The sequence below is a fragment of the Pseudomonas sp. R1-7 genome (assembly GCF_051132105.1).
In the GTDB taxonomy this organism is placed as follows: Bacteria; Pseudomonadota; Gammaproteobacteria; order Pseudomonadales; family Pseudomonadaceae; genus Aquipseudomonas.
The window spans coordinates 1,758,915-1,780,891 of sequence record NZ_CP071661.1; the positions used below are offsets into that span (position 1 = coordinate 1,758,915).

Genomic DNA, 21,977 nt, shown 5'->3' on the forward strand with positions numbered 1-21,977 from the left:
TCATGGCTAACATTCCAACGATTTCTTTCGACGCCATCATCATTGGTGGTGGCGGTGCCGGCATGCGCGCAGCGCTGCAACTGGCACAGGGCGGTCACAAGACTGCCGTGATCACCAAGGTTTTCCCGACACGTTCGCACACCGTTTCCGCCCAGGGTGGCATCACCTGCGCCATCGCTTCGGCCGACCCGAACGATGACTGGCGCTGGCACATGTACGATACCGTCAAGGGTTCCGACTACATCGGTGACCAGGACGCTATCGAATACATGTGTCAGGAAGGCCCGGCCGCGGTGTTCGAGTTGGACCACATGGGCATGCCATTCTCCCGTACCGAGCAAGGTCGCATCTACCAGCGTCCGTTCGGTGGCCAGTCCAAGGACTACGGCAAGGGCGGCCAGGCTGCGCGTACTTGCGCGGCGTCCGACCGTACCGGTCACGCCCTGCTGCACACCCTTTATCAGGGCAACCTGAAAGCCGGTACCACGTTCCTGAACGAGTACTACGCCGTTGACCTGGTGAAGAACCAGGACGGCGCGTTCGTCGGTGTGATCGCGATCTGCATCGAAACCGGCGAAACCACCTACATCCGCGCCAAGGCCACCGTACTGGCGACCGGCGGTGCGGGCCGTATCTACGCATCCACCACCAATGCCCTGATCAACACCGGTGACGGCGTCGGCATGGCCCTGCGTGCGGGCGTGCCGGTACAAGACATCGAAATGTGGCAGTTCCACCCGACCGGCATCGCCGGCGCCGGTGTACTGGTCACCGAAGGTTGCCGTGGTGAAGGCGGTTACCTGATCAACAAGCACGGCGAGCGTTTCATGGAACGTTATGCGCCGAACGCCAAGGACCTTGCCGGTCGTGACGTCGTGGCTCGTTCGATGGTTAAAGAGATCATCGCCGGCAACGGCTGTGGCCCGAATGGCGACCACGTGATGCTCAAGCTCGATCACCTTGGCGAGGAAGTGCTGCACAGCCGCCTGCCAGGTATCTGCGAACTGTCCAAGACCTTCGCTCACGTCGACCCAGTCGTCGCGCCGGTTCCAGTGGTTCCAACCTGCCACTATATGATGGGCGGCGTTGCCACCAACATTCATGGCCAGGCAATGACCCAGAACGCCGAAGGCGTGGACGAAATCATCCCTGGCCTGTTCGCGGTGGGTGAAGTGGCTTGCGTATCGGTCCACGGTGCCAACCGCCTGGGCGGCAACTCGCTGCTCGACCTGGTGGTCTTCGGTCGCGCCGCCGGCCTGCACCTGGAGAAAGCGCTGTCCGACGGTATCGAATACGACGATGCCACCGACGCCAACATCGAAACCGCCCTGGCGCGCCTGTCTGCTCTGAACGAGCGTACCGAAGGCGAAGACGTCGCCACCCTGCGTCGCGAGCTGCAAAGCTGCATGCAGAACTATTTCGGTGTGTTCCGTACCGGCGAATACATGCAGAAGGGTATTGCCCAGCTCGCACAATTGCGTGAACGAATCGCCAACGTGAAGATCAACGATAAGTCGCAGGCGTTCAACACTGCACGTATCGAAGCGCTGGAACTGCAGAACCTGCTGGAAGTGGCCGAAGCCACCGCCATCGCCGCAGAAGTGCGTAAAGAGTCCCGTGGGGCTCACGCCCGCGAAGACTTCGAAGACCGTGACGACGAAAACTGGCTGTGCCACACCTTGTACTTCCCGGGTGAAAAACGCGTCGCCAAGCGTGCCGTGAACTTCTCGCCGAAGACTGTTCCGACTTTCGAACCAAAAGTCCGGACTTATTAAGGGTGACCGCTATGTTGCAAGTCAGTGTTTATCGCTACAACCCTGATCAGGACGCTGCGCCGTTCATGCAGGACTTCCAGGTCGATACCGGTGGTAAAGACCTGATGGTGCTGGACGTGCTGGCCTTGATCAAAGAGCAGGACGAAGGTTTCTCCTATCGTCGCTCGTGCCGCGAGGGCGTTTGTGGCTCCGACGGCATGAACATCAACGGCAAGAACGGCCTGGCCTGCATCACGCCGCTGTCGGCCGTGGTCAAGGGCAACAAGCTGATCGTTCGCCCGCTGCCAGGTTTGCCGGTCATCCGTGACCTGGTCGTCGATATGAGCATCTTCTACAAGCAATACGAGAAGGTGAAGCCATTCCTGCAGAACGACACGCCGGCTCCGGCCATCGAGCGTCTGCAGTCCCCTGAAGAGCGTGAAAAGCTCGACGGTCTGTACGAGTGCATCCTGTGCGCTTGCTGCTCGACCTCGTGCCCATCCTTCTGGTGGAACCCGGACAAGTTCCTGGGCCCGGCCGCCCTGCTGCAAGCGTACCGCTTCCTGGCAGACAGCCGTGATACCAAGACGTCCGAGCGTCTGGCCGCACTGGATGATCCGTTCAGCGTATTCCGCTGCCGCGGGATCATGAACTGCGTCAACGTCTGCCCGAAAGGCCTGAACCCGACTAAGGCCATCGGTCACGTACGTAACATGCTGCTGCAAAACGGCGTGTGATTCAGCTGCTGTACCCGTAGAACCGCTGTACCCGTAGAGGCGAGGGCGTGGGCTTCAACCCACGTCCTGGCTATAACCAGAACAGTCGCTCACAAAGCGGCGGTTCTTATTTTGAAGAAATGAGACAAGCAGGGGCATCCGGGCTGGTACCCGGACTATCAGCGTGATCCTAAGTGGCTTGTTTTAGTCGCTGCACTCGGACTTCTGCAAGTTTGCTCGGTGTTTTCGCCGGTGGTGTTCCCCTAATCGAGGGTGACCAAGCATGCAAGAAAGCGTGATGCAGCGCATGTGGAACAGTGCCCACCTCTCCGGTGGTAACGCTGCCTATGTGGAAGAGCTCTACGAGCTCTACCTGCACGACCCTAACGCTGTGCCAGAAGAATGGCGCACCTACTTTCAGAAGTTGCCGGCTGACGGTAACTCTGCCACCGATGTTTCGCACTCGACGATTCGCGATCATTTCGTGCTGCTGGCAAAGAACCAGCGCCGCGCTCAACCGGTGTCTGCCGGCAGCGTGAGCTCCGAGCATGAAAAGAAGCAAGTTGAAGTACTGCGACTGATCCAGGCCTACCGGATGCGTGGCCACCAGGCAGCCCAGCTTGACCCGCTGGGGCTGTGGCAGCGTCCTGCACCTGCAGACCTGTCGATCACTCATTACGGCTTGACCAATGCCGATCTTGATACAACTTTCCGTGCCGGCGACCTGTTCATCGGCAAAGAGGAAGCGAGCCTACGCGAAATTCACGAAGCGTTGCAGCAGACATATTGCCGCACCATCGGCGCTGAATTTACGCACATCACCGACTCCGAGCAGCGCCAGTGGTTCCAGCAGCGTCTGGAAAGCGTTCGTGGCCGTCCGACCTACTCCGCCGACATCAAGAGCCACTTGCTCGAGCGCGTCACCGCCGGTGAAGGCCTGGAGAAATACCTGGGTACCAAATACCCGGGCACCAAGCGTTTCGGCCTGGAAGGCGGCGAAAGCCTGATTCCGATGCTCGACGAACTGATCCAGCGTTCCGGTTCCTACGGCACCAAGGAAGTCGTCATCGGCATGGCTCACCGTGGCCGCTTGAACGTACTGGTCAACACCTTCGGCAAGAACCCGCGCGAGCTGTTCGACGAGTTCGAAGGCAAGAAGAAGGTCGAGCTGGGCTCCGGTGACGTGAAGTACCACCAGGGCTTCTCGTCCAACGTGATGACCACCGGTGGCGAAGTCCACCTGGCCATGGCGTTCAACCCGTCCCACCTGGAAATCGTTTCCCCGGTAGTCGAGGGGTCCGTCCGTGCCCGCCAGGATCGTCGCAACGATCCGACCGGTGAGAAGGTGTTGCCGATCTCCATCCACGGTGACGCGGCATTCGCCGGTCAAGGCGTGGTCATGGAAACCTTCCAGATGTCGCAGACCCGCGGTTTCAAGACCGGCGGTACCGTGCACATCGTGATCAACAACCAGGTTGGTTTCACCATCAGCAACCCGCTTGACTCGCGTTCCACCGAGTACGCAACCGACGTCGCGAAGATGATCCAGGCGCCGATTCTCCATGTGAATGGCGATGACCCGGAAGCCGTGCTGTTCGTGACCCAGTTGGCCATCGACTACCGCATGCAGTACAAGCGCGACGTGGTGATCGACCTGGTTTGCTACCGTCGTCGCGGCCACAACGAGGCCGACGAGCCAAGCGGTACCCAACCGCTGATGTACCAGCAGATCGCCAAGCAGCGCACCACCCGTGAGCTGTATGCCGAGCGCCTGACCCAGGGCGGCGTTCTGGATGCTGCCCGCGTCCAGGAAAAAGTCGATGAATATCGCAACGCCCTGGACAATGGCCTGCACGTTGTAAAAAGCCTGGTCAAAGAGCCGAACAAAGAGCTCTTCGTGGACTGGCGTCCATACCTGGGCCACGCCTGGACCGCTCGCCACGACACGCGTTTCGATCTCAAGACCTTGCAGGAACTGTCCGCCAAGCTGCTGGAAATTCCAGAAGGCTTCGTGGTCCAGCGCCAGGTCGCGAAGATCTACGAAGACCGTCAGAAGATGCAAGCCGGCGGCCTGCCGATCAACTGGGGTTACGCCGAAACCATGGCGTACGCGACCCTGGCGTTCGAAGGTCACCCGATCCGCATCACCGGCCAGGACGTAGGCCGTGGCACTTTCTCGCACCGCCACGCGGCGCTGCACAACCAGAAAGACGCCAGCACCTACATCCCGCTGCAACACCTGTACAAAGGCCAGCCACGTTTCGACCTGTACGATTCGCTGTTGTCCGAGGAAGCCGTCCTGGCATTCGAATATGGCTACTCCACCACCGAGCCGAATGCGCTGGTGATCTGGGAAGCCCAGTTCGGCGACTTCGCCAACGGTGCGCAGGTGGTTGTCGACCAGTTCATCACCAGCGGCGAGCACAAGTGGGGTCGTCTCTGCGGCCTGACCATGTTGCTGCCACACGGTTATGAAGGGCAGGGACCGGAGCACTCGTCGGCACGTCTGGAACGCTACCTGCAGCTGTGCGCCGAGCACAACGTCCAGGTTTGTGTACCAACGACTCCCGCGCAGATCTACCACCTGCTGCGTCGCCAGGTCATCCGTCCGCTGCGCAAGCCGCTGATCGTGCTGACACCGAAGTCGCTGCTGCGTCACAAGCTGGCAATCTCCACGCTTGAAGACCTGGCCGAAGGCTCGTTCCAGACCGTCATTTCGGAAATCGATACCTTGGACGCGGCGAAGGTGACTCGCCTGATCCTGTGCAGCGGCAAGGTCTACTACGACCTGCTGGAGAAACGTCGTGCCGAAGGCCGCGAAGACATCGCCATCGTGCGTATCGAGCAGCTTTATCCGTTCCCGGAAGAGGACCTGATGGAGGCCATCGCGCCTTACACCAACCTCACCCACGTGGTGTGGTGTCAGGAAGAACCGATGAACCAAGGCGCGTGGTACAGCAGCCAGCATCACCTGCGTCGCAGCATTGGCAACCATAACAAGGCCCTGGGCCTTGAATATGCCGGTCGTGACGCTTCGGCTGCACCTGCTTGTGGTTATGCATCGATGCACGCCGAGCAGCAGGAAAAACTGCTGCAAGATGCCTTCACTGTTTAACGCCTTCGCGCTGACTGAAACCGAATTTTAAGGACCCACAGATAATGGCTATCGAAATCAAAGCCCCGTCATTCCCGGAATCGGTTGCCGATGGCACCGTTGCCACTTGGCACAAGAAACCAGGCGAGGCCGTCAAGCGTGACGACCTGATCGTCGACATCGAGACCGACAAGGTCGTGCTGGAAGTATTGGCCGAAGCTGACGGTGTGCTGGGCGCAATCGTTGCCGAAGAGGGCGCTACCGTTCTGTCGAACCAGGTCCTGGGCTCGATCGAAGAGGGCGGCGCTGCTGCTGCCGCACCAGCCGCCGCTGCCGCACCGGCTGCCGCTCAGGCCGCCGCGCCTGCTGCTTCGGGCGAAGACGACCCAGTCGCCGCTCCGGCTGCTCGCAAACTGGCTGAAGAGAACGGCATCAACATCGCTTCCGTTGCCGGCACCGGCAAGGGCGGTCGTGTGACCAAGGAAGACGTGGTGGCAGCCGTTGCCGCCAAGAAAGCCGCGCCAGCCGCAGCGCCTACCAAGCCAGCCGCGCCTGCCGCTTCCGCGCCAGTATTCGCAGCCGGTGACCGCGTTGAAAAACGCGTTCCGATGACCCGCCTGCGTGCCAAGGTTGCCGAGCGTCTGGTTGAAGCCCAGTCGAACATGGCGATGCTGACCACCTTCAACGAAGTCGACATGACCGAAGTCATGGCCCTGCGTTCGAAGTACAAGGATCTGTTCGAGAAGTCCCACAACGGCGTACGCCTGGGCTTCATGTCGTTCTTCGTCAAGGCTGCCACCGAAGCACTCAAACGCTTCCCGGCCGTCAACGCGTCGATCGACGGTTCGGACATCGTCTACCACGGCTACGCCGACATCGGTGTTGCTGTTTCCAGCGACCGTGGCCTGGTGGTTCCGGTACTGCGCAACGCCGAGCTGATGAGCCTGGCCGAAATCGAAGGCGGCATCGCCACCTTCGGCAAGAAGGCCCGTGACGGCAAGCTGTCGATCGAAGAGATGACCGGCGGTACGTTCACCATCACCAACGGTGGTACATTCGGTTCGATGATGTCGACCCCGATCGTCAATCCGCCACAAGCGGCTATCCTGGGCATGCACAACATCCTGCAGCGTCCGATGGCGATCAACGGTCAGGTCGTGATTCGTCCGATGATGTACCTGGCTCTGTCCTACGATCACCGCCTGATCGATGGCAAAGAGGCCGTGACGTTCCTGGTCACCATCAAGAACCTGCTTGAAGATCCGGCTCGTCTGCTGCTGGATATCTGATTTTCGCCGCGAGGGCCGGTCTGTCGACCGGCCTCTTGCTGAAACAACCGGTTTCGTCCCTCGACGGTCATCACAAGTGACCGTCCGGTTTGATTCGAGAAGGAATGACTCATGACTCAGAAATTCGACGTGGTAGTGATTGGTGCGGGCCCTGGCGGCTACGTAGCGGCCATCAAGGCTGCGCAACTGGGCCTCTCCACTGCCTGCATCGAGAAATACACCGATGGCGAGGGCAAGCTGGCCCTGGGCGGCACCTGCCTGAACGTCGGTTGCATTCCATCCAAGGCGCTGCTGGACAGTTCCTGGAAGTACAAGGAAGCGAAAGAAAGCTTTAACGTTCACGGTATCTCTACCGGTGAAGTGAAGATGGACGTCGCCGCGATGGTTGGCCGCAAGGCCGGCATCGTCAAGAACCTGACCAGCGGTGTTGCCACCCTGTTCAAGGCCAACGGCGTGACTTCGATTCAGGGCCACGGCAAGCTGCTGCTGGGCAAGAAAGTCGAAGTGACCAAGCCTGACGGCTCGGTTGAAGTGATCGAAGCCGAAAACGTCATCCTGGCGCCAGGTTCGCGTCCGATCGACATTCCTCCGGCGCCAGTCGACCAGAACGTGATCGTCGATTCCACCGGCGCGCTGGAATTCCAGACCGTGCCAAAACGCCTCGGCGTGATCGGCGCCGGCGTGATCGGCCTCGAGCTGGGTTCCGTATGGTCGCGCCTCGGCGCTGAAGTGACCGTGCTCGAAGCCCTCGATACCTTCCTGATGGCAGCCGATACCGCGGTGTCCAAGGAAGCGCTGAAAACCCTGACCAAGCAAGGCCTGGACATCAAGCTGGGTGCTCGCGTGACCGGCTCCAAGGTCAACGGCGAAGAAGTCGTGGTGAACTACACCGACACCAACGGCGAACAGACCATCACCTTCGACAAGTTGATCGTAGCCGTTGGTCGTCGTCCAGTGACCACCGATCTGCTGTCCGCCGATTGCGGCGTTGAAATCGACGAGCGCGGTTTCATCGCGGTCGATGACCATTGCGCAACCGCTGTACCGGGCGTCTTCGCCATCGGTGACGTGGTTCGCGGCATGATGCTGGCCCACAAGGCTTCGGAAGAAGGCATCATGGTCGTCGAGCGCATCAAGGGCCACAAGGCCCAGATGAACTACGACCTGATCCCTTCGGTTATCTACACCCACCCGGAAATCGCATGGGTTGGTAAAACCGAGCAGGCCTTGAAAGCCGAAGGCGTTGAAGTTAACGTCGGCACCTTCCCGTTCGCAGCCTCCGGCCGTGCCATGGCAGCCAACGATACCGGTGGTTTCGTGAAAGTCATCGCCGATGCCAAGACGGATCGCGTGTTGGGCGTTCACGTTATCGGCCCAAGCGCTGCCGAGCTGGTACAGCAAGGCGCGATCGGTATGGAATTCGGCACCAGCGCTGAAGACCTGGGCATGATGGTCTTCTCCCATCCGACCCTGTCCGAAGCCTTGCACGAAGCGGCCCTGGCCGTGAATGGCGGTGCCATCCACGTGGCCAACCGCAAGAAGCGTTAAGAGATAATAAGAAACCACGGCGGTTCGGCCCGTCGTGAGCCTTGCGCGCAAGACTCACCGCGGAATGTCCGCTGGACGCAGTCTTGCGTAGCTGCACCGGTTGACCGGAACGCTACGCAAGCAGCAGTCACAGGTGGTGCGGCACCACAACGGTGCAGCACCGAATGCGCAGTACCTAACGAAGACGGTAATAAGCATGAATCTTCACGAGTATCAGGGTAAGCAGCTGTTCGCTGAGTACGGCCTGCCAGTATCCACCGGCTACGCTGTAGACACCCCGGAAGCGGCAGCAGAAGCTTGCGACAAAATCGGCGGCAGCGAATGGGTTGTCAAAGCCCAGGTTCACGCCGGTGGTCGCGGTAAAGCGGGCGGCGTCAAGCTGGTTCGCAGCAAAGAAGACGCCAAAGCCTTCGCACAGCAGTGGCTGGGCAAGCGTCTGGTGACTTACCAGACCGACGCCAACGGTCAGCCAGTCACCAAGATCCTGGTTGAATCGTGCACTGATATCGCTAAAGAGCTGTACCTGGGCGCTGTCGTTGACCGTTCGAGCCGTCGCATCGTGTTCATGGCTTCCACCGAAGGTGGCGTGGACATCGAGAAAATCGCTCACGACACCCCTGAGAAAATCCTCAAGGCCACCATCGATCCACTGGTTGGCGCACAGCCATTCCAGGGTCGCGAGCTGGCATTCCAGCTGGGCCTGGAAGGCAAGCAGGTCACTCAGTTCGCCAAGATCTTCGTAGGCCTGGCCAAGCTGTTCCAGGACCACGACCTGGCGCTGCTGGAAGTGAACCCGCTGGTGATCAAGGCCGACGGCGACCTGCACTGCCTCGATGCCAAGATCAACATCGACGCCAACGCCATGTACCGTCAGCCTAAGCTGAAGACTTTCCACGATCCGTCGCAAGACGATCCGCGCGAAGCGCACGCTGCCAAGTTCGAACTGAACTACGTAGCCCTGGAAGGCAACATCGGCTGTATGGTCAACGGTGCCGGCCTGGCCATGGGTACCATGGACATCGTCAACCTGCATGGCGGCAAGCCAGCCAACTTCCTCGACGTGGGCGGTGGTGCTACCAAGGAACGTGTGACCGAAGCGTTCAAGATCATCCTGTCCGACACCAACGTCGCTGCAGTACTGGTCAACATCTTCGGCGGCATCGTTCGCTGCGACATGATTGCCGAAGGCATCATCGGCGCCGTGAAAGAAGTCGGCGTGAAAATCCCGGTTGTTGTTCGCCTCGAAGGCAACAACGCTGAGCTGGGCGCTAAAGTACTGGCAGAAAGCGGTTTGAACATCATCGCTGCTACCAGCCTGACCGACGCTGCTCAACAAGTCGTTAAAGCTGCGGAGGGCAAATAATGAGCGTCCTGATCAACAAAGACACCAAGGTTATCTGCCAGGGCATTACCGGTTCGCAAGGTAGTTTCCACACCCAGCAAGCCATCGAGTACGGCACCCAGATGGTCGGCGGCGTAACTCCGGGCAAGGGCGGCACCGAGCACCTGGGCCTGCCTGTCTTCAACACCGTGAAAGACGCTGTAGCTGCCACTGGCGCCACCGCCAGCGTGATCTACGTTCCGGCTCCTTTCTGCAAGGACTCCATCCTTGAAGCAGCGTTCGGCGGCATCAAGCTGATCGTCTGCATCACCGAAGGCATCCCGACCATCGACATGCTGGAAGCCAAGGTCAAGTGCGACGAGCTGGGTATCACCCTGATCGGCCCTAACTGCCCAGGCGTGATCACTCCAGGCGAATGCAAGATCGGCATCATGCCAGGTCACATTCACTTGCCAGGCAAGGTCGGTATCGTTTCCCGTTCCGGCACCCTGACCTACGAAGCCGTCAAGCAGACCACTGACGCCGGTTTCGGTCAGTCCACTTGCGTCGGCATCGGCGGTGACCCGATCCCAGGCTCCAACTTCATCGACATCCTGAAGCTGTTCCAGGAAGACCCGAAGACCGAAGCGATCGTCATGATCGGTGAGATCGGCGGTTCCGCTGAAGAAGAAGCCGCTGCCTACATCAAGGCAAACGTGACCAAGCCGGTTGTTTCCTACATCGCAGGTGTGACTGCTCCTCCGGGCAAGCGCATGGGCCATGCTGGCGCAATCATCTCGGGCGGCAAAGGCACTGCAGACGAGAAATTCGCTGCACTGCAAGACGCAGGCGTGAAAACCGTGCGTTCGCTGGCAGACATCGGCAAGGCCCTGGCCGAGCTGACTGGCTGGGAAATGAAGAAGTAAGCTTCGGCTGACTTTTTTGTTCCAGCAACAAAGGCCACCTTCGGGTGGCCTTTGTCGTTTCTGGCCCTGGGACATGCTGACCTGCCTTTGTGGCCCGCACCAACTACAGCGACCCGGAAAAATAGATATGTAAACGCGACACGGAAACGTCGTGTATCGGATAGTTTGCCCTGTAACAGTGCGTTTTCCGCTCAAATTCGTTAGTCTGGCGGCCAATTTTGCGACCGCAGCCCACAAGGTAGCGACGCGCTAAACGGGTCGATCCCATACGGATCGGCAGCATTTCCCTCACCCTTCAGGGAAATCCCTCTCTAAATTCCGATTCAGTAGTGTGGTTTCCTTAATGAAAGTGTTGAAAGGCCAGGACATCCTGGCGCTTGGTTTCATGACCTTTGCCCTGTTCGTCGGGGCCGGTAACATCATCTTCCCGCCTATCGTCGGTTTGCAATCCGGACCTCATGTCTGGATGGCGGCGTTGGGTTTCCTGGTCACTGCGGTCGGCTTGCCAGTCATTACTGTCGTTGCGCTGGCCAAGGTCGGTGGGGCGATGGACGCCTTGAGCAGCCCCATCGGCAAAATCGCCGGCGGGTTGCTGGCGGCGGTGTGCTATCTGGCTGTCGGTCCGCTGTTTGCCACGCCGCGTACCGCCACCGTGTCGTTCGAAGTCGGCCTGGCGCCGCTGACCGGCGAGAGTCCGCTGGCGCTGTTCCTCTATAGCGCGGTGTATTTCCTGCTGGTGTTCTTCATTTCGCTCTATCCGGGCCGTCTGCTGGATACCGTCGGACGCTTTCTCGCGCCATTGAAGATCATTGCCTTGGCCGTATTGGGCATCGCGGCGTTTGCCCTGCCGGCCGGTGATATCGGCGTGGCGACACCCGAGTACGTGGCGGCACCGTTCTCCCAGGGCTTTATCAATGGTTACCTGACTATGGATACCCTCGGCGCCCTGGTGTTTGGCATCGTCATCGTCAACGCCATCCGCTCCCGTGGCGTCGAATCGCCGGCCTTGATCACCCGTTACGCCATCATCGCCGGGCTGATTGCCGGGGTGGGCCTGGCACTGGTCTACGTCAGCCTGTTCCGCCTGGGCTCCGGGAGCCACGAAGTGGCGGCGGACGCGACCAACGGCGCCGCCGTGTTGCACGCCTATGTACAACATACCTTCGGCAGCCTGGGCAGCGGCTTCCTTGCGGTGCTGATTTCCCTGGCCTGCCTGGTGACGGCGGTCGGCCTGACCTGCGCCTGCGCCGAATACTTCAGCCGTGTCCTACCGCTGTCCTATAAGACCTTGGTGGTGATCCTGGCGGCGTTCTCGCTGCTGGTGTCCAACCTGGGCCTGACCAAGCTGATCGCTTTCTCGATTCCGGTCCTCACCGCGATCTACCCGCCGTGCATCGCCCTGGTGGCCCTGAGCTTCTGCAAGGATTTCTGGCATGAGCAAGGGCGCATCGTCGGCCCGGTGATGCTGGTGTCGTTCCTGTTCGGCCTGATCGATGCCCTCAAGGGCGCCGGGTTGGCGGATTGGATGCCGACGGAACTGGCCCACCTGCCGCTCAGTGAACAGGGCCTGGCCTGGCTGGTGCCTTCGGTCATGACCCTGGTGGTCGCGGTGGTGTGTGATCGGTTGCTGGGCAAGCGGAGCGAAGCGTTGGCGTAAGCGACAACAGGCAGATCCACCGGCAAGAACCGAAATGCCCCGTATCAGTCGATACGGGGCATTTTTTTATGGGTGCGGTGTCTTTTTTTCTCGTCTGGCGTCGAATGGAGCGTCCTGCGGTACGCAGACGCTGTTCCAGCTCCCGTTATCGTCAAGCAGGGAAATTGCATGTCATTCATCCAAGCCAACCTGATCCATCTTCTCGCTGCCGTGTGGTTCGTCATCTGCTGGGCCGGTTATACCCGCTACGCGTCCTGGAAAGCCCGCGACACGGCCTGCCTGGCCAGCGTGATGCACTTGTACCGTGAAGACTGGATGCGCCGCATGCTGCTGCGCGACAACCGCATCGCCGATGCCAGCGTGATCGGCAACCTGGAGCGCAACGCTTCGTTTTTCGCCTCCAGTACGCTGATTATCCTGGCCGGTATCCTGACGGTGCTGGGAGCATCCGATCGGGCGGTGTCGTTGCTGGCTGACTTGCCACTGGTCCAACAGGCCTCCCAAGGCATGGCGGAAGTCAAGCTGCTGTGCCTGGCATTGGTGTTCGTCTATGCGTTTTTCACGTTCAGCTGGTGCATGCGCCAGTACAACTTCGCTGCGGTGCTGGTGGGCTCGGCGCCGATGATTGGCGAGCGGCACGTGTCCGAGCTGGAGCGCAAGGCCTTCGCTTCGCGGGCAGCGAGAGTTATTTCCATGGCGGCCAACCAGTTCAACTTCGGCCTGCGTGCTTATTACTTTGGAATGACCATGTTGGCGTGGTTCGTCAGCCCCTGGTTATTCATGTTGATGAGTGCCGGCGTGGTCTTTGTGTTGTACCAGCGCGAATTCCATTCCGACGTGCTGGACGTCATGGTCTATACGCCTACCGAGGCACCAGCGCCTGAAACCGTCAAGGAAACCGTCTGACGGCGAGGCTGCTCTGACTGAATCGCAGGCAAAAGAAAACCCGCACCAGGCGGGTTTTCTTTTATCGCTAAAACCGTATCAGTTGGTTTTAGGTGCGGTAGCAGGGGCTTGTTCCTGCTGGGCGGCACTGTTCGATTCAGCCTGAGCTTTGGCAGCTTCGGCGTTTTCTTTCGCCGCGTCGTTCACTTTATCCTGTGCTTTGTTCATGTCTTGCTGAGCTTGCTCAGCGTGTTGGTTGGCATCTTGAGCTTTGTCCTCGGATTTTTTATCGCAGGCGGCGAGACCGAGGGAGGCGGCCAACATCAAGGCAATAGCAAAAGTCTTACGCATGGGGTGTTTCTCCTTATGGATATAACTACTGGCCTTTTGAGCGCGCACCCTCTGGTTAAGTTCCTCTTTTGCGCTAGATATATAACTTTGCAATCCAGCGGAACTTTATTGCACACAACTGTTGTCGAGCGCCTCCACACATCAGGGCATTAATGAATATGGCTGAAGATCCCGTTTTTGAGCGTGCGACCCGCTTCTTGTCGGCGCTCAGGCACTGTCATGTGCTGGGCATCAAACTGCACAGCGCCAGTCGCGAAGGGCTCACGCTGGAGCTGCCCTTTAGTCCGCATATTGTCGGCAATCCCCTGACGGGTATTGTCCATGGCGGAGCGCTGACTTCGCTGATGGATACTGCCTGCGGTATGTCGACCTTATGTGTACTGCCGCAATTCGAAGTCTGCCCGACATTGGACCTGCGCATCGACTACATGCACGCTGCCATGCCCAACAAGGCCATTTATGGCTTCGCCCAATGTTATCGGGTCACGCCGGATGTGATTTTCAGCCGAGGGTTTGCCTATCAAGACGATCCCGAGCAACCCATTGCCCACGTGGTGGGCACCTTCATGCGCCTGGGCGATAGCGCTCGGGGGATCAAGAGGAGTGGCCTGACGGCTGCCGCGCAAAAGCCATGACCAATATGACCGAAGAGCAACTGCGCCAAGCCTGCGAGCAAGGCGACTACGCGCTGCTGCTGGCGTCGATTCCCTACGCGCAGCTCATCGGCGTCGAATGCACGCGCCAGGGCGATGAGCTGCTGTTTCGCCTCCCGGCCAATAAGGACAACATTGGTAACCCTTTATTGCCCGCGATCCACGGTGGGGTCATCGCCGGTTTCATGGAGCTGTCGGCTGCGGTTCATTTGCTGATTGTCACTCGTGCCTCGGGTGTGCCGAAAATCATCGATTTTTCCCTGGATTACCTGCGCGCCGGGCAGTTTCGCGACACTTATGCCAAATGCCAGGTCTGGCGCCAGGGGCGGCGCGTGGCCAACGTGGCCATCACCGCCTGGCAGGAAACTGAAACCGAGCCCATTGCAACCGCCCGGGCCCATTTCAAGATCCCTGCGCCCTCCAGGCCGACCGGCCCTTGAAATCATCAGCGTTGCCCCCACCTTGTGAACATCCCGCCGCCAATCTCTGCGAGGCGGACACCACCATCCACTTGGAGTTTGATGACCATGAGCGTGGAAACTCAAAAGGAAACCCTGGGCTTCCAGACCGAGGTGAAGCAACTGCTGCACCTGATGATTCACTCGCTGTATTCGAATAAGGAAATTTTCCTTCGCGAGCTGATTTCGAACGCCTCCGACGCTGTCGACAAATTACGTTTCGAAGCGCTGTCCAAGCCAGAATTGCTGGAAGGCGGCGCAGAGCTGAAAATCCGTGTGAGCTTCGACAAGGACGCCAAGACCGTCACCCTCGAAGACAACGGCATCGGCATGAGCCGCGACGAGGTGATCACGCACCTGGGCACCATCGCCAAGTCCGGCACCGCCGATTTCATGAAGAACCTGTCCGGCGACCAGAAGAAAGATTCCCACCTGATCGGTCAGTTCGGCGTCGGTTTCTATTCGGCGTTCATCGTTGCCGACCAGGTCGAAGTGTTCAGCCGTCGTGCCGGCCTCGCCGCGAGTGAAGGCGTGCATTGGTCGTCCAAGGGCGAGGGCGAGTTTGAAGTCGCCACCATCGACAAGGCTGACCGCGGTACCCGCATCGTCCTGCACCTCAAGTCCGGCGAAGACGAGTTCGCCGACGGCTGGCGCCTGCGCAACATCATCAAGAAGTACTCCGACCACATCGCGCTGCCGATCGAGTTGCCGAAGGAAGTCACCGCTGCCGAAGGTGAAGAAAAACCTGAAGTGGAATGGGAAACCGTCAACCGCGCCAGTGCCCTGTGGACCCGTCCGCGCACCGAGGTGAAGGACGAGGAATACCAGGAGTTCTACAAGCACATCGCCCATGATTACGAAAACCCGCTGAGCTGGAGCCATAACAAGGTCGAAGGCAAGCTGGAATACAACTCGCTGCTGTACGTGCCGGCCCGCGCGCCGTTCGACCTGTACCAGCGCGAAGCACCACGCGGCCTGAAGTTGTACGTGCAGCGCGTGTTCGTGATGGACCAGGCCGAATCGTTCCTGCCGCTGTACCTGCGCTTCATCAAGGGTGTGGTGGATTCCAACGACCTGTCGCTGAACGTTTCGCGGGAAATCCTGCAGAAAGACCCGATCATCGATTCCATGAAGACAGCACTGACCAAGCGCGTGCTGGACATGTTGGAGAAACTGGCGAAGAACGAGCCCGAGCAGTACAAGAGCTTCTGGAAGAACTTTGGCCAGGTCATGAAGGAAGGCCCGGCCGAAGACTTCGCCAATAAGGAGAAGATCGCCGGCCTGCTGCGTTTTGCCTCGACCCAGGGCGAAGATGGCGAGCAAATCGTCAGCCTGGCCGACTACTTGGCTCGCGCCAAGGAAGGCCAGGACAAGATCTACTACCTGACCGGCGAAACTTATGCACAGGTCAAGAACAGCCCGCACTTGGAAGTCTTCCGCAAGAAAGGCATCGAAGTGCTGCTGCTCACCGATCGCATCGACGAGTGGCTGATGAGCTACCTCAACGAGTTCGACGGCAAGAGCTTCGTCGATGTGGCCCGTGGCGACCTGGATCTCGGTAACCTGGATTCGGAAGAAGACAAGAAAGCCGCCGAAGAAGTCGCCAAGAGCAAGGAAGGCCTGGTCGAGCGGATCAAGACTGCGTTGGGCGAAGCCGTCAGTGAAGTGCGGGTCTCGCATCGCTTGACCGATTCCCCGGCGATCCTAGCCATTGGCGAGCAGGACCTTGGCCTGCAAATGCGCCAGATCCTCGAAGCCAGCGGCCAGAAAGTCCCGGACTCCAAGCCGATCTTCGAATTCAACCCGGGCCACCCGTTGGTGGAGAAGCTCGACAACGAGCAGAACGAAGAGCGTTTCGGCGACTTGTCGCACATTCTCTTCGACCAGGCGGCCTTGGCGGCCGGCGACAGCTTGAAAGACCCGGCGGCCTATGTCCGTCGCCTGAACAAGCTGTTGGTTGAACTGTCAGCTTAATCAAGTTGAAGGAAAAACCCGCTTCGGCGGGTTTTTTCATTTCCATTGTTCCGCCAAGGGGAGTCAATCATGAGTCAGATTACGGTTCGTTCGGTGGTGTACCAGCTTGATGGCCAAACCTATGAAAGCCGCCTGGCCTTCGATACTAACCAGCAAGGCCCGCGTCCGGGGTTGCTGATGGCACCGAATTGGATGGGCGTAGGCGCGGGGGCCGAGGAAATTGCCCGGTCGGTGGCGGCGAACGGTTACGTGGTGCTGATTGCCGACTTGTATGGGCAGACGGTGCGCCCGACCAATGCCGACGAGGCCGGTGCGGCGATGATGCCGCTCAAGAATGACCGGGCCCTCTTGCGCAAGCGCATGCAGGCTGCGTTCGAGCAGTTGCAAAGCCAGGGCGAAGCGCAGGTCGACGTTTCAAACCTGGCTACGTTCGGCTTTTGTTTTGGCGGTTGCTGTTCCCTGGAACTGGCTCGCACCGGTGCACCGCTCAAGGCCGCGATTTCGTTCCACGGCACCCTGGATACGCCTGACCCGGACGACGCCCAAAACATCAAGGGCGCGGTGTTGGTCATGCACGGCGCCTCCGACCCGTTGGTGCCGAAAGAGCAACTTCCGGCCTTCGAAGATGAAATGAACGCGGCTGGGGTGGATTGGCAATTGCTGAGCTACGGTGGCGCTGTGCATTCCTTTACCGACCCGCAGGCCAATGTGCCGGGCAAGATGATGTACGACGCCAAGGTCGCCGGGCGTGCGTTCCGCTCGATGCACAATTTGCTCGATGAAGTGTTCAAGGGTTGATGGTCTTGCATAACCCCGTGGCGAGGGAGCAAGCTCCCTCGCCACGTTGCGTGTATCACCAGGGCAGTTCGATCCGCTCGTTTTCCCCCGGCACGGTTGGCCAATCCCCGGTCGCCCAGCGCCGGCGGGCTTCGTCTATCCGGGCCGGGTCGCTGGAAACGAAATTCCAGTTCATCCGCCGTGGCCCGTCCAGAGGGGCGCCGCCGAACAGCACGGCATGGCAATCGCTGTTGGCGAACAGCGTCATTTCCTCGCCGCTCGGCAATATCACCAAGGAGTGGGCTTCTACTGGCTCCCCATCCAATAGCGCCTCGCCGCTCAGCACATACAGGGCCCGCTCCGCATGCTCGGTGGGAATCAGCAGCGTCGTTGCGGTTTGCAGGTGAAGTTCGGCATACAACGTAGAGGACAGCACCGGCACCGGCGATTCCAGGCAAAAGCCTGACCCGGCGATCATGCGAATGCTGACGCCCAGGTTCTCGCTGACTGGAAGGCTGCTGGCCGGATGATGACTATAGTGCCCAGGGCCTTCTTCGTGGGATTTGGGTGAAGCCAGCCAGACTTGCAGCCCATGCATGACAAATCCGCGCTCCAGCAAGGCTTGCGGCGTGCGCTCGACATGGGCAATCGCGCTGCCGGCGGTCATCCAACTGACGTCTCCGGCGTTTACCACCTGATCGGAGCCAAGGCTGTCCTTGTGCTGGATCTGTCCTTCGAACAGGTAGGTGAGGGTGGACAGGCCGATATGCGGATGCTGGCGAATGTTCATGCCTTTACCTGCCGCGTAGGACGTCTGCAGCATGTGATCGAAAAACACGAAAGGCCCGACGCTGCGGCATTTGGCGGACGGTAAAGGTCGAAGAATCGGCTGGCCTTCCACATCTTCTGCACGGGGGCGAACGATCAGGGGAGCGGTCATGGTGGCTTCCAGGTTGAGCGACGAATGCGCAAAGCATAACCCGAGCTTGCAACGCACGGCAGCCAAGGCTGAACCCAGGCGGGACAGCGGGGGTCTATGCTGCTCATGGCCTTTGGAGAGACCCCGTGCCCTTGATCCGTTTGATGTTCGCCTGTTTGCTGGCCATTACCGGCACCGCCGCCGTGGCTCGCGAATATGCCTACAGTGATGCGCACCTGCATTACGTCGATTTCTTCCAGGAAAGCGCCGGCATGCCCAAGCTCCTCAAGGCAATGGCGGACAATCGCATCGAGCACGTCATGATTTCCGGCGTGCCGGTGGCGAAGAAATGGCACGAAGACGAGCCCAAGCGCCCGCGTTATTACGCCGGTGATGATGCGGATGCCTATTGGTACAGCGCCACCGATGTGATCGTTGCGGCGGCGGTATCCAAGCTCCCCGCCGAGCAACGCCAGCACTTCCATCCCTTCCTGTCGGGCTTCAACCCCAATGACAAGAACTCCGATGCGCATATCCAGCGCATGCTCGATCTCTATCCGGGGCTGTGGCAGGGCATCGGCGAAGTATTCACGCGTCATGACGACCTGACGGCCCTGACCTCCGGCGATACGCCGCGCGCCAACAACGAGGCCATGACGCGCATTTATCACTTGGCGGCGGAGAACGACCTGCCGGTGATGCTGCATTCCAACATCACTTCCAAGCGCGAAAGAAATCCGCTGTACCTGGCCGAAATTGAAGAGCCGCTGCGCAATCATCCACATACACGGTTCATCTGGGCCCATGCAGGCACGAGCATGGAGATTCACCGACACCAGACACAGTTGCCCTTCCTGCTGCCGACCCTGACGCGGATGCTTGAGTCTTATCCCAATCTGTTCATCGACCTGTCCTGGAGCATGCTCACGCCGTATTTGCTGGATGAGACCGGAAGGCCCCGGGATGAGTGGCTAAAACTGGTGGAGCGCTTCCCGGAGCGCTTCATGGTGGGGTCGGACGTGGTAGGACGATTCAACAAGTTGGGTAAGGAATTGCGCAGCTTCGATCCGTTCCTCGACGCCTTGCCGGAAGACGTGGCGAGGAAAGTGGCGCGGGATAACTTCCTGGCGGTGTTACCGCGCTCAGTTCCGCGTTGAGTCGGTTTTGGGGGGCTGTTTCAACATCGCTTTGTCATCAGCCTGTCACCCCCACGTCATACCCTCGCGCTCATCTCAATCAAGGAGCGCACCATGCACCTCACCCGTTCAAGCGCACTGCTCGCGCTGTTGTTGACCTGCGGCCTGGCCCAGGCGGAAGTTCGTGTCGAAGGCCCGGTGGAATACGGTGTCTTTGAAGGGCCCCAAGCCGAGTTGCAATCGGGCGAGCGGGTCCTGCGTCGCAGCAATGAGCAGATCCGTCAGACCGAAAGTGTTCCGGCCAAGCTGGGCACCAAGTTCGGCATGCGCTATCAGTTGGCGGGCAAGGTCGCGGATGACCAGCCGTTGACCCTGTTGTACTTCACCCCGGGTATTCGTACACCCGATGGTGTGCGCCACGACAAGTTCGAAGTCATTCAGAAATTGGTACCCGGTGCGCCTCAGGATGTCATGGCCTACGAATTCACCGAAAGCCACGAAGTGGTGCCGGGGGAGTGGCGGTTCATGGTGTTCCAAGGGGATCGGCTGCTGACGCAGCAGCGGTTTATGGTGCGCTGAATTCCACTGTAGACCTCATGTGGGAGCGAGCAAGCCCGCTCCCACAAAGAACCCAGGCATATTTGCCAGGCAAAAAAACGCCCCGAACCAGTCGGGGCGTTTTTGTGTGCGGCGTAGCGGCGGGGCTTACTTGCCCTGCCAGCGCTTCATCACCAGGGTGGCGTTGGTGCCTCCGAAGCCGAAGCTGTTGCTCATCACGGTATTGATGGTGGCGTTCTCGCGAGTCTGGGTCAGGATCGGCAGGTCGGCCACTTCCGGATCCAGCTCGTCGATGTTGGCCGAACCGGCCATGAAGTTGCCTTCCATCATCAGCATGCAGTAGATCGCTTCGTGAACGCCGGCGGCGCCCAGGGAGTGACCCGACAGGCTCTTGGTGGAGCTGATGGCCGGAGCCTTGTCACCGAACACCTCACGCACACCTTTCATTTCCGCAACGTCGCCGACCGGGGTCGAGGTGCCGTGGGTGTTCAGGTAGTCGATAGGTGTGTCGACGGTGGACATGGCCATCTGCATGCAGCGCACGGCACCTTCGCCGCTTGGCGCAACCATGTCGTAGCCGTCGGAAGTGGCGCCGTAGCCGACGATTTCCGCGTAGATCTTCGCGCCACGGGCCAGGGCGTGTTCCAGCTCCTCGACCACGACCATGCCGCCGCCGCCGGCAATGACGAAACCGTCACGGTCGGCGTCGTAGGCACGGGAAGCGGTTTGCGGTGTGTCGTTGCGTTTGCTGGAGAGGGCGCCCATCGCATCGAACAGGAACGACTGGCTCCAGTGCTCTTCTTCACCGCCGCCGGCGAAGACGATGTCCTGCTTGCCCATCTGGATCTGCTCGACAGCGTTGCCAATGCAGTGGGCACTGGTGGCGCAAGCGGAAGAGATCGAGTAGTTCAGGCCCTTGATCTTGAATGGCGTGGCCAGGCAGGCCGAAACGGTGCTGCCCATGGTCCGCGTGACGCGGTAAGGACCAACGCGCTTGACGCCTTTCTCGCGCAGGATGTCCAGGGCTTCCATCTGGTTCAGGGTCGACGCGCCGCCGGAACCGGCGATCAGACCGGTGCGCACGTTGGACACCTGTTCGTCGGTAAGGCCGGAGTCAGCGATGGCGTCTTTCATGGCCAGGTAGGCATAAGCCGCCGCGTGGCCGACGAAACGGTAGATCTTGCGATCGATCAGCTCTTCGAGGTTGAGGTCAATGGAGCCGGAAACCTGGCTACGCAGACCCATTTCGGCATATTCCGGGTTGTACCGGATGCCAGGGCGACTTGCACGCAGGTTAGCGGAGACGGTCTCTTTGTCATTGCCCAGGCACGAAACGATGCCCAGACCAGTGATAACGACGCGGCGCATGCGGATAACCCTTAGAAGTTGTCAGTGGAGGTGAAAACGCCGACCCGAAGGCCTTCGGCGGTGTAGATCTCGCGACCGTCGACAGCCACCGAACCATCGGCAATGGCCATGTTCAGCTTGCCCTTGAGGACGCGTTTGATATGAATGTTATAGGTGATCTTCTTCGCGGTCGGCAGGACCTGACCGAAGAATTTCACTTCGCCCGAACCCAGGGCGCGACCGCGACCCGGCAGGCCTTGCCAGCCGAGGAAGAAACCAACCAGCTGCCACATGGCGTCCAGGCCCAGGCAGCCCGGCATCACCGGATCACCTTCGAAGTGGCAGGCGAAGAACCACAGGTCCGGAGTGATATCCAGCTCGGCGACCAATTCACCTTTGCCGTACTTGCCACCCTCGTCGCTGATATGGGTGATGCGATCCACCATCAGCATGTTCGGGGCGGGCAGTTGCGCGTTACCTGGGCCGAACAGCTCACCGCGACTGCAGCGCAGCAGATCTTCCCGAGTAAAGGCGTTTTGTTTGGTCATGCGAGCTCCTCAATAGTCCCATGCGGCAGGGTGGGGCAAATCTTCCCGGCCGATCGAAGCGTTCAT

General features: G+C 59.7%; 19 protein-coding genes. 15 read left to right on the plus strand and 4 right to left on the minus strand.

Translation table 11 applies throughout. The features are described from left to right. Positions 1–2 precede the first annotated feature (2 nt). From sdhA to J3P79_RS07905, 9 genes are all read left to right on the plus strand, one after another. Positions 3–1,775 carry a succinate dehydrogenase flavoprotein subunit gene (gene sdhA, locus J3P79_RS07865; RefSeq protein ID WP_434609481.1) on the plus strand — a complete coding sequence of 591 codons (1,773 nt, stop codon included), beginning with the start codon at positions 3–5 and terminating at the stop codon, positions 1,773–1,775. Positions 1,776–1,786: 11 nt separating this feature from the next. Further along, positions 1,787–2,491 (plus strand): succinate dehydrogenase iron-sulfur subunit, encoded by a 705-nt coding sequence (locus J3P79_RS07870; protein WP_039594133.1) that lies wholly within the window; start codon positions 1,787–1,789, stop codon positions 2,489–2,491. Between the two features lie 262 nt (positions 2,492–2,753). Further along, on the plus strand, positions 2,754–5,585 hold the full coding sequence (locus J3P79_RS07875) for a 2-oxoglutarate dehydrogenase E1 component (RefSeq protein ID WP_434609483.1): 2,832 nt from the start codon (positions 2,754–2,756) through the stop codon (positions 5,583–5,585). Positions 5,586–5,629: 44 nt separating this feature from the next. Beyond that, positions 5,630–6,853, plus strand: a complete 1,224-nt coding sequence (gene odhB / locus J3P79_RS07880) for a 2-oxoglutarate dehydrogenase complex dihydrolipoyllysine-residue succinyltransferase (RefSeq protein WP_434609484.1) — start codon at positions 5,630–5,632, stop codon at positions 6,851–6,853. 111 nt (positions 6,854–6,964) lie between these two features. After that, entirely contained in the window at positions 6,965–8,401 is a 1,437-nt protein-coding gene (lpdA, locus tag J3P79_RS07885) for a dihydrolipoyl dehydrogenase (protein ID WP_434609485.1), read from the plus strand. A gap of 196 nt (positions 8,402–8,597) precedes the next feature. Further along, positions 8,598–9,764, plus strand: a complete 1,167-nt coding sequence (gene sucC / locus J3P79_RS07890) for an ADP-forming succinate--CoA ligase subunit beta (protein WP_003179235.1) — start codon at positions 8,598–8,600, stop codon at positions 9,762–9,764. Continuing rightward, entirely contained in the window at positions 9,764–10,648 is an 885-nt protein-coding gene (gene sucD, locus J3P79_RS07895; protein WP_039594137.1) for a succinate--CoA ligase subunit alpha, read from the plus strand. The genes sucC and sucD overlap by 1 nt, the downstream gene beginning before the upstream one ends. Before the next feature lie 343 nt (positions 10,649–10,991). Then, positions 10,992–12,305, plus strand: coding sequence for a branched-chain amino acid transport system II carrier protein (gene brnQ, locus J3P79_RS07900; protein ID WP_434609486.1), 1,314 nt, complete (start codon positions 10,992–10,994; stop codon positions 12,303–12,305). Positions 12,306–12,473: 168 nt separating this feature from the next. Then, positions 12,474–13,211 carry a DUF599 domain-containing protein gene (locus tag J3P79_RS07905; RefSeq protein ID WP_434609487.1) on the plus strand — a complete coding sequence of 246 codons (738 nt, stop codon included), beginning with the start codon at positions 12,474–12,476 and terminating at the stop codon, positions 13,209–13,211. Between the two features lie 78 nt (positions 13,212–13,289). Here J3P79_RS07905 and J3P79_RS07910 read toward each other — a convergent pair whose 3' ends face one another. Beyond that, entirely contained in the window at positions 13,290–13,541 is a 252-nt protein-coding gene (locus J3P79_RS07910; protein WP_434609488.1) for a hypothetical protein, read from the minus strand. A gap of 158 nt (positions 13,542–13,699) precedes the next feature. Between J3P79_RS07910 and J3P79_RS07915 the strand changes: the two genes are divergently transcribed. The 4 genes from J3P79_RS07915 to J3P79_RS07930 all read left to right on the plus strand — a co-directional run bounded on the left by J3P79_RS07915 (position 13,700) and on the right by J3P79_RS07930 (position 17,424). Further along, on the plus strand, positions 13,700–14,176 hold the full coding sequence (locus J3P79_RS07915; RefSeq protein WP_434609490.1) for a PaaI family thioesterase: 477 nt from the start codon (positions 13,700–13,702) through the stop codon (positions 14,174–14,176). After that, positions 14,173–14,634 (plus strand): PaaI family thioesterase, encoded by a 462-nt coding sequence (locus J3P79_RS07920; protein ID WP_434609491.1) that lies wholly within the window; start codon positions 14,173–14,175, stop codon positions 14,632–14,634. The genes J3P79_RS07915 and J3P79_RS07920 overlap by 4 nt, the downstream gene beginning before the upstream one ends. Positions 14,635–14,721: 87 nt before the next feature. Beyond that, a complete protein-coding gene (htpG, locus tag J3P79_RS07925) occupies positions 14,722–16,626 on the plus strand; it encodes a molecular chaperone HtpG (protein ID WP_434609493.1) in 1,905 nt (634 codons plus the stop codon). Positions 16,627–16,695: 69 nt separating this feature from the next. After that, positions 16,696–17,424, plus strand: coding sequence for a dienelactone hydrolase family protein (locus J3P79_RS07930; RefSeq protein WP_434609495.1), 729 nt, complete (start codon positions 16,696–16,698; stop codon positions 17,422–17,424). A gap of 55 nt (positions 17,425–17,479) precedes the next feature. On the opposite strand, the gene J3P79_RS07935 is transcribed toward J3P79_RS07930, so the two are convergent. Continuing rightward, complete coding sequence (locus tag J3P79_RS07935; protein WP_434609497.1) at positions 17,480–18,343, minus strand: pirin family protein; 864 nt, start codon at positions 18,341–18,343, stop codon at positions 17,480–17,482. Positions 18,344–18,486: 143 nt separating this feature from the next. Here J3P79_RS07935 and J3P79_RS07940 point away from each other — a divergent pair, with 143 nt between their 5' ends. Together J3P79_RS07940 and J3P79_RS07945 are read left to right on the plus strand one after the other, a co-directional pair. Beyond that, positions 18,487–19,479: an amidohydrolase family protein gene (locus J3P79_RS07940; protein ID WP_434611393.1), complete on the plus strand. Its 993-nt coding sequence runs from the start codon at positions 18,487–18,489 to the stop codon at positions 19,477–19,479. Positions 19,480–19,572: 93 nt separating this feature from the next. Continuing rightward, a complete protein-coding gene (locus J3P79_RS07945) occupies positions 19,573–20,037 on the plus strand; it encodes a DUF3859 domain-containing protein (protein ID WP_434609498.1) in 465 nt (154 codons plus the stop codon). A 126-nt stretch (positions 20,038–20,163) separates the two neighbouring features. Here J3P79_RS07945 and fabB read toward each other — a convergent pair whose 3' ends face one another. Together fabB and fabA are read right to left on the minus strand one after the other, a co-directional pair. Further along, positions 20,164–21,384, minus strand: a complete 1,221-nt coding sequence (fabB, locus tag J3P79_RS07950; protein WP_434609500.1) for a beta-ketoacyl-ACP synthase I — start codon at positions 21,382–21,384, stop codon at positions 20,164–20,166. A gap of 11 nt (positions 21,385–21,395) precedes the next feature. Beyond that, the gene (fabA, locus tag J3P79_RS07955; protein WP_030138344.1) at positions 21,396–21,911 is read right to left on the minus strand and encodes a 3-hydroxyacyl-[acyl-carrier-protein] dehydratase FabA; all 516 of its coding nucleotides are present in this window, start codon (positions 21,909–21,911) and stop codon (positions 21,396–21,398) included. Positions 21,912–21,977 lie beyond the last annotated feature (66 nt).

Coding starts and splice junctions, on each gene's coding strand:
- sdhA (WP_434609481.1), top strand. CDS start 3: ATGGCTAACATTCCAACGATTTCTTTCGACGCCATCATCATTGGTGGT.
- J3P79_RS07870 (WP_039594133.1), top strand. CDS start 1,787: ATGTTGCAAGTCAGTGTTTATCGCTACAACCCTGATCAGGACGCTGCG.
- J3P79_RS07875 (WP_434609483.1), top strand. CDS start 2,754: ATGCAAGAAAGCGTGATGCAGCGCATGTGGAACAGTGCCCACCTCTCC.
- odhB (WP_434609484.1), top strand. CDS start 5,630: ATGGCTATCGAAATCAAAGCCCCGTCATTCCCGGAATCGGTTGCCGAT.
- lpdA (WP_434609485.1), top strand. CDS start 6,965: ATGACTCAGAAATTCGACGTGGTAGTGATTGGTGCGGGCCCTGGCGGC.
- sucC (WP_003179235.1), top strand. CDS start 8,598: ATGAATCTTCACGAGTATCAGGGTAAGCAGCTGTTCGCTGAGTACGGC.
- sucD (WP_039594137.1), top strand. CDS start 9,764: ATGAGCGTCCTGATCAACAAAGACACCAAGGTTATCTGCCAGGGCATT.
- brnQ (WP_434609486.1), top strand. CDS start 10,992: ATGAAAGTGTTGAAAGGCCAGGACATCCTGGCGCTTGGTTTCATGACC.
- J3P79_RS07905 (WP_434609487.1), top strand. CDS start 12,474: ATGTCATTCATCCAAGCCAACCTGATCCATCTTCTCGCTGCCGTGTGG.
- J3P79_RS07910 (WP_434609488.1), bottom strand. CDS start 13,541: ATGCGTAAGACTTTTGCTATTGCCTTGATGTTGGCCGCCTCCCTCGGT.
- J3P79_RS07915 (WP_434609490.1), top strand. CDS start 13,700: ATGGCTGAAGATCCCGTTTTTGAGCGTGCGACCCGCTTCTTGTCGGCG.
- J3P79_RS07920 (WP_434609491.1), top strand. CDS start 14,173: ATGACCAATATGACCGAAGAGCAACTGCGCCAAGCCTGCGAGCAAGGC.
- htpG (WP_434609493.1), top strand. CDS start 14,722: ATGAGCGTGGAAACTCAAAAGGAAACCCTGGGCTTCCAGACCGAGGTG.
- J3P79_RS07930 (WP_434609495.1), top strand. CDS start 16,696: ATGAGTCAGATTACGGTTCGTTCGGTGGTGTACCAGCTTGATGGCCAA.
- J3P79_RS07935 (WP_434609497.1), bottom strand. CDS start 18,343: ATGACCGCTCCCCTGATCGTTCGCCCCCGTGCAGAAGATGTGGAAGGC.
- J3P79_RS07940 (WP_434611393.1), top strand. CDS start 18,487: ATGTTCGCCTGTTTGCTGGCCATTACCGGCACCGCCGCCGTGGCTCGC.
- J3P79_RS07945 (WP_434609498.1), top strand. CDS start 19,573: ATGCACCTCACCCGTTCAAGCGCACTGCTCGCGCTGTTGTTGACCTGC.
- fabB (WP_434609500.1), bottom strand. CDS start 21,384: ATGCGCCGCGTCGTTATCACTGGTCTGGGCATCGTTTCGTGCCTGGGC.
- fabA (WP_030138344.1), bottom strand. CDS start 21,911: ATGACCAAACAAAACGCCTTTACTCGGGAAGATCTGCTGCGCTGCAGT.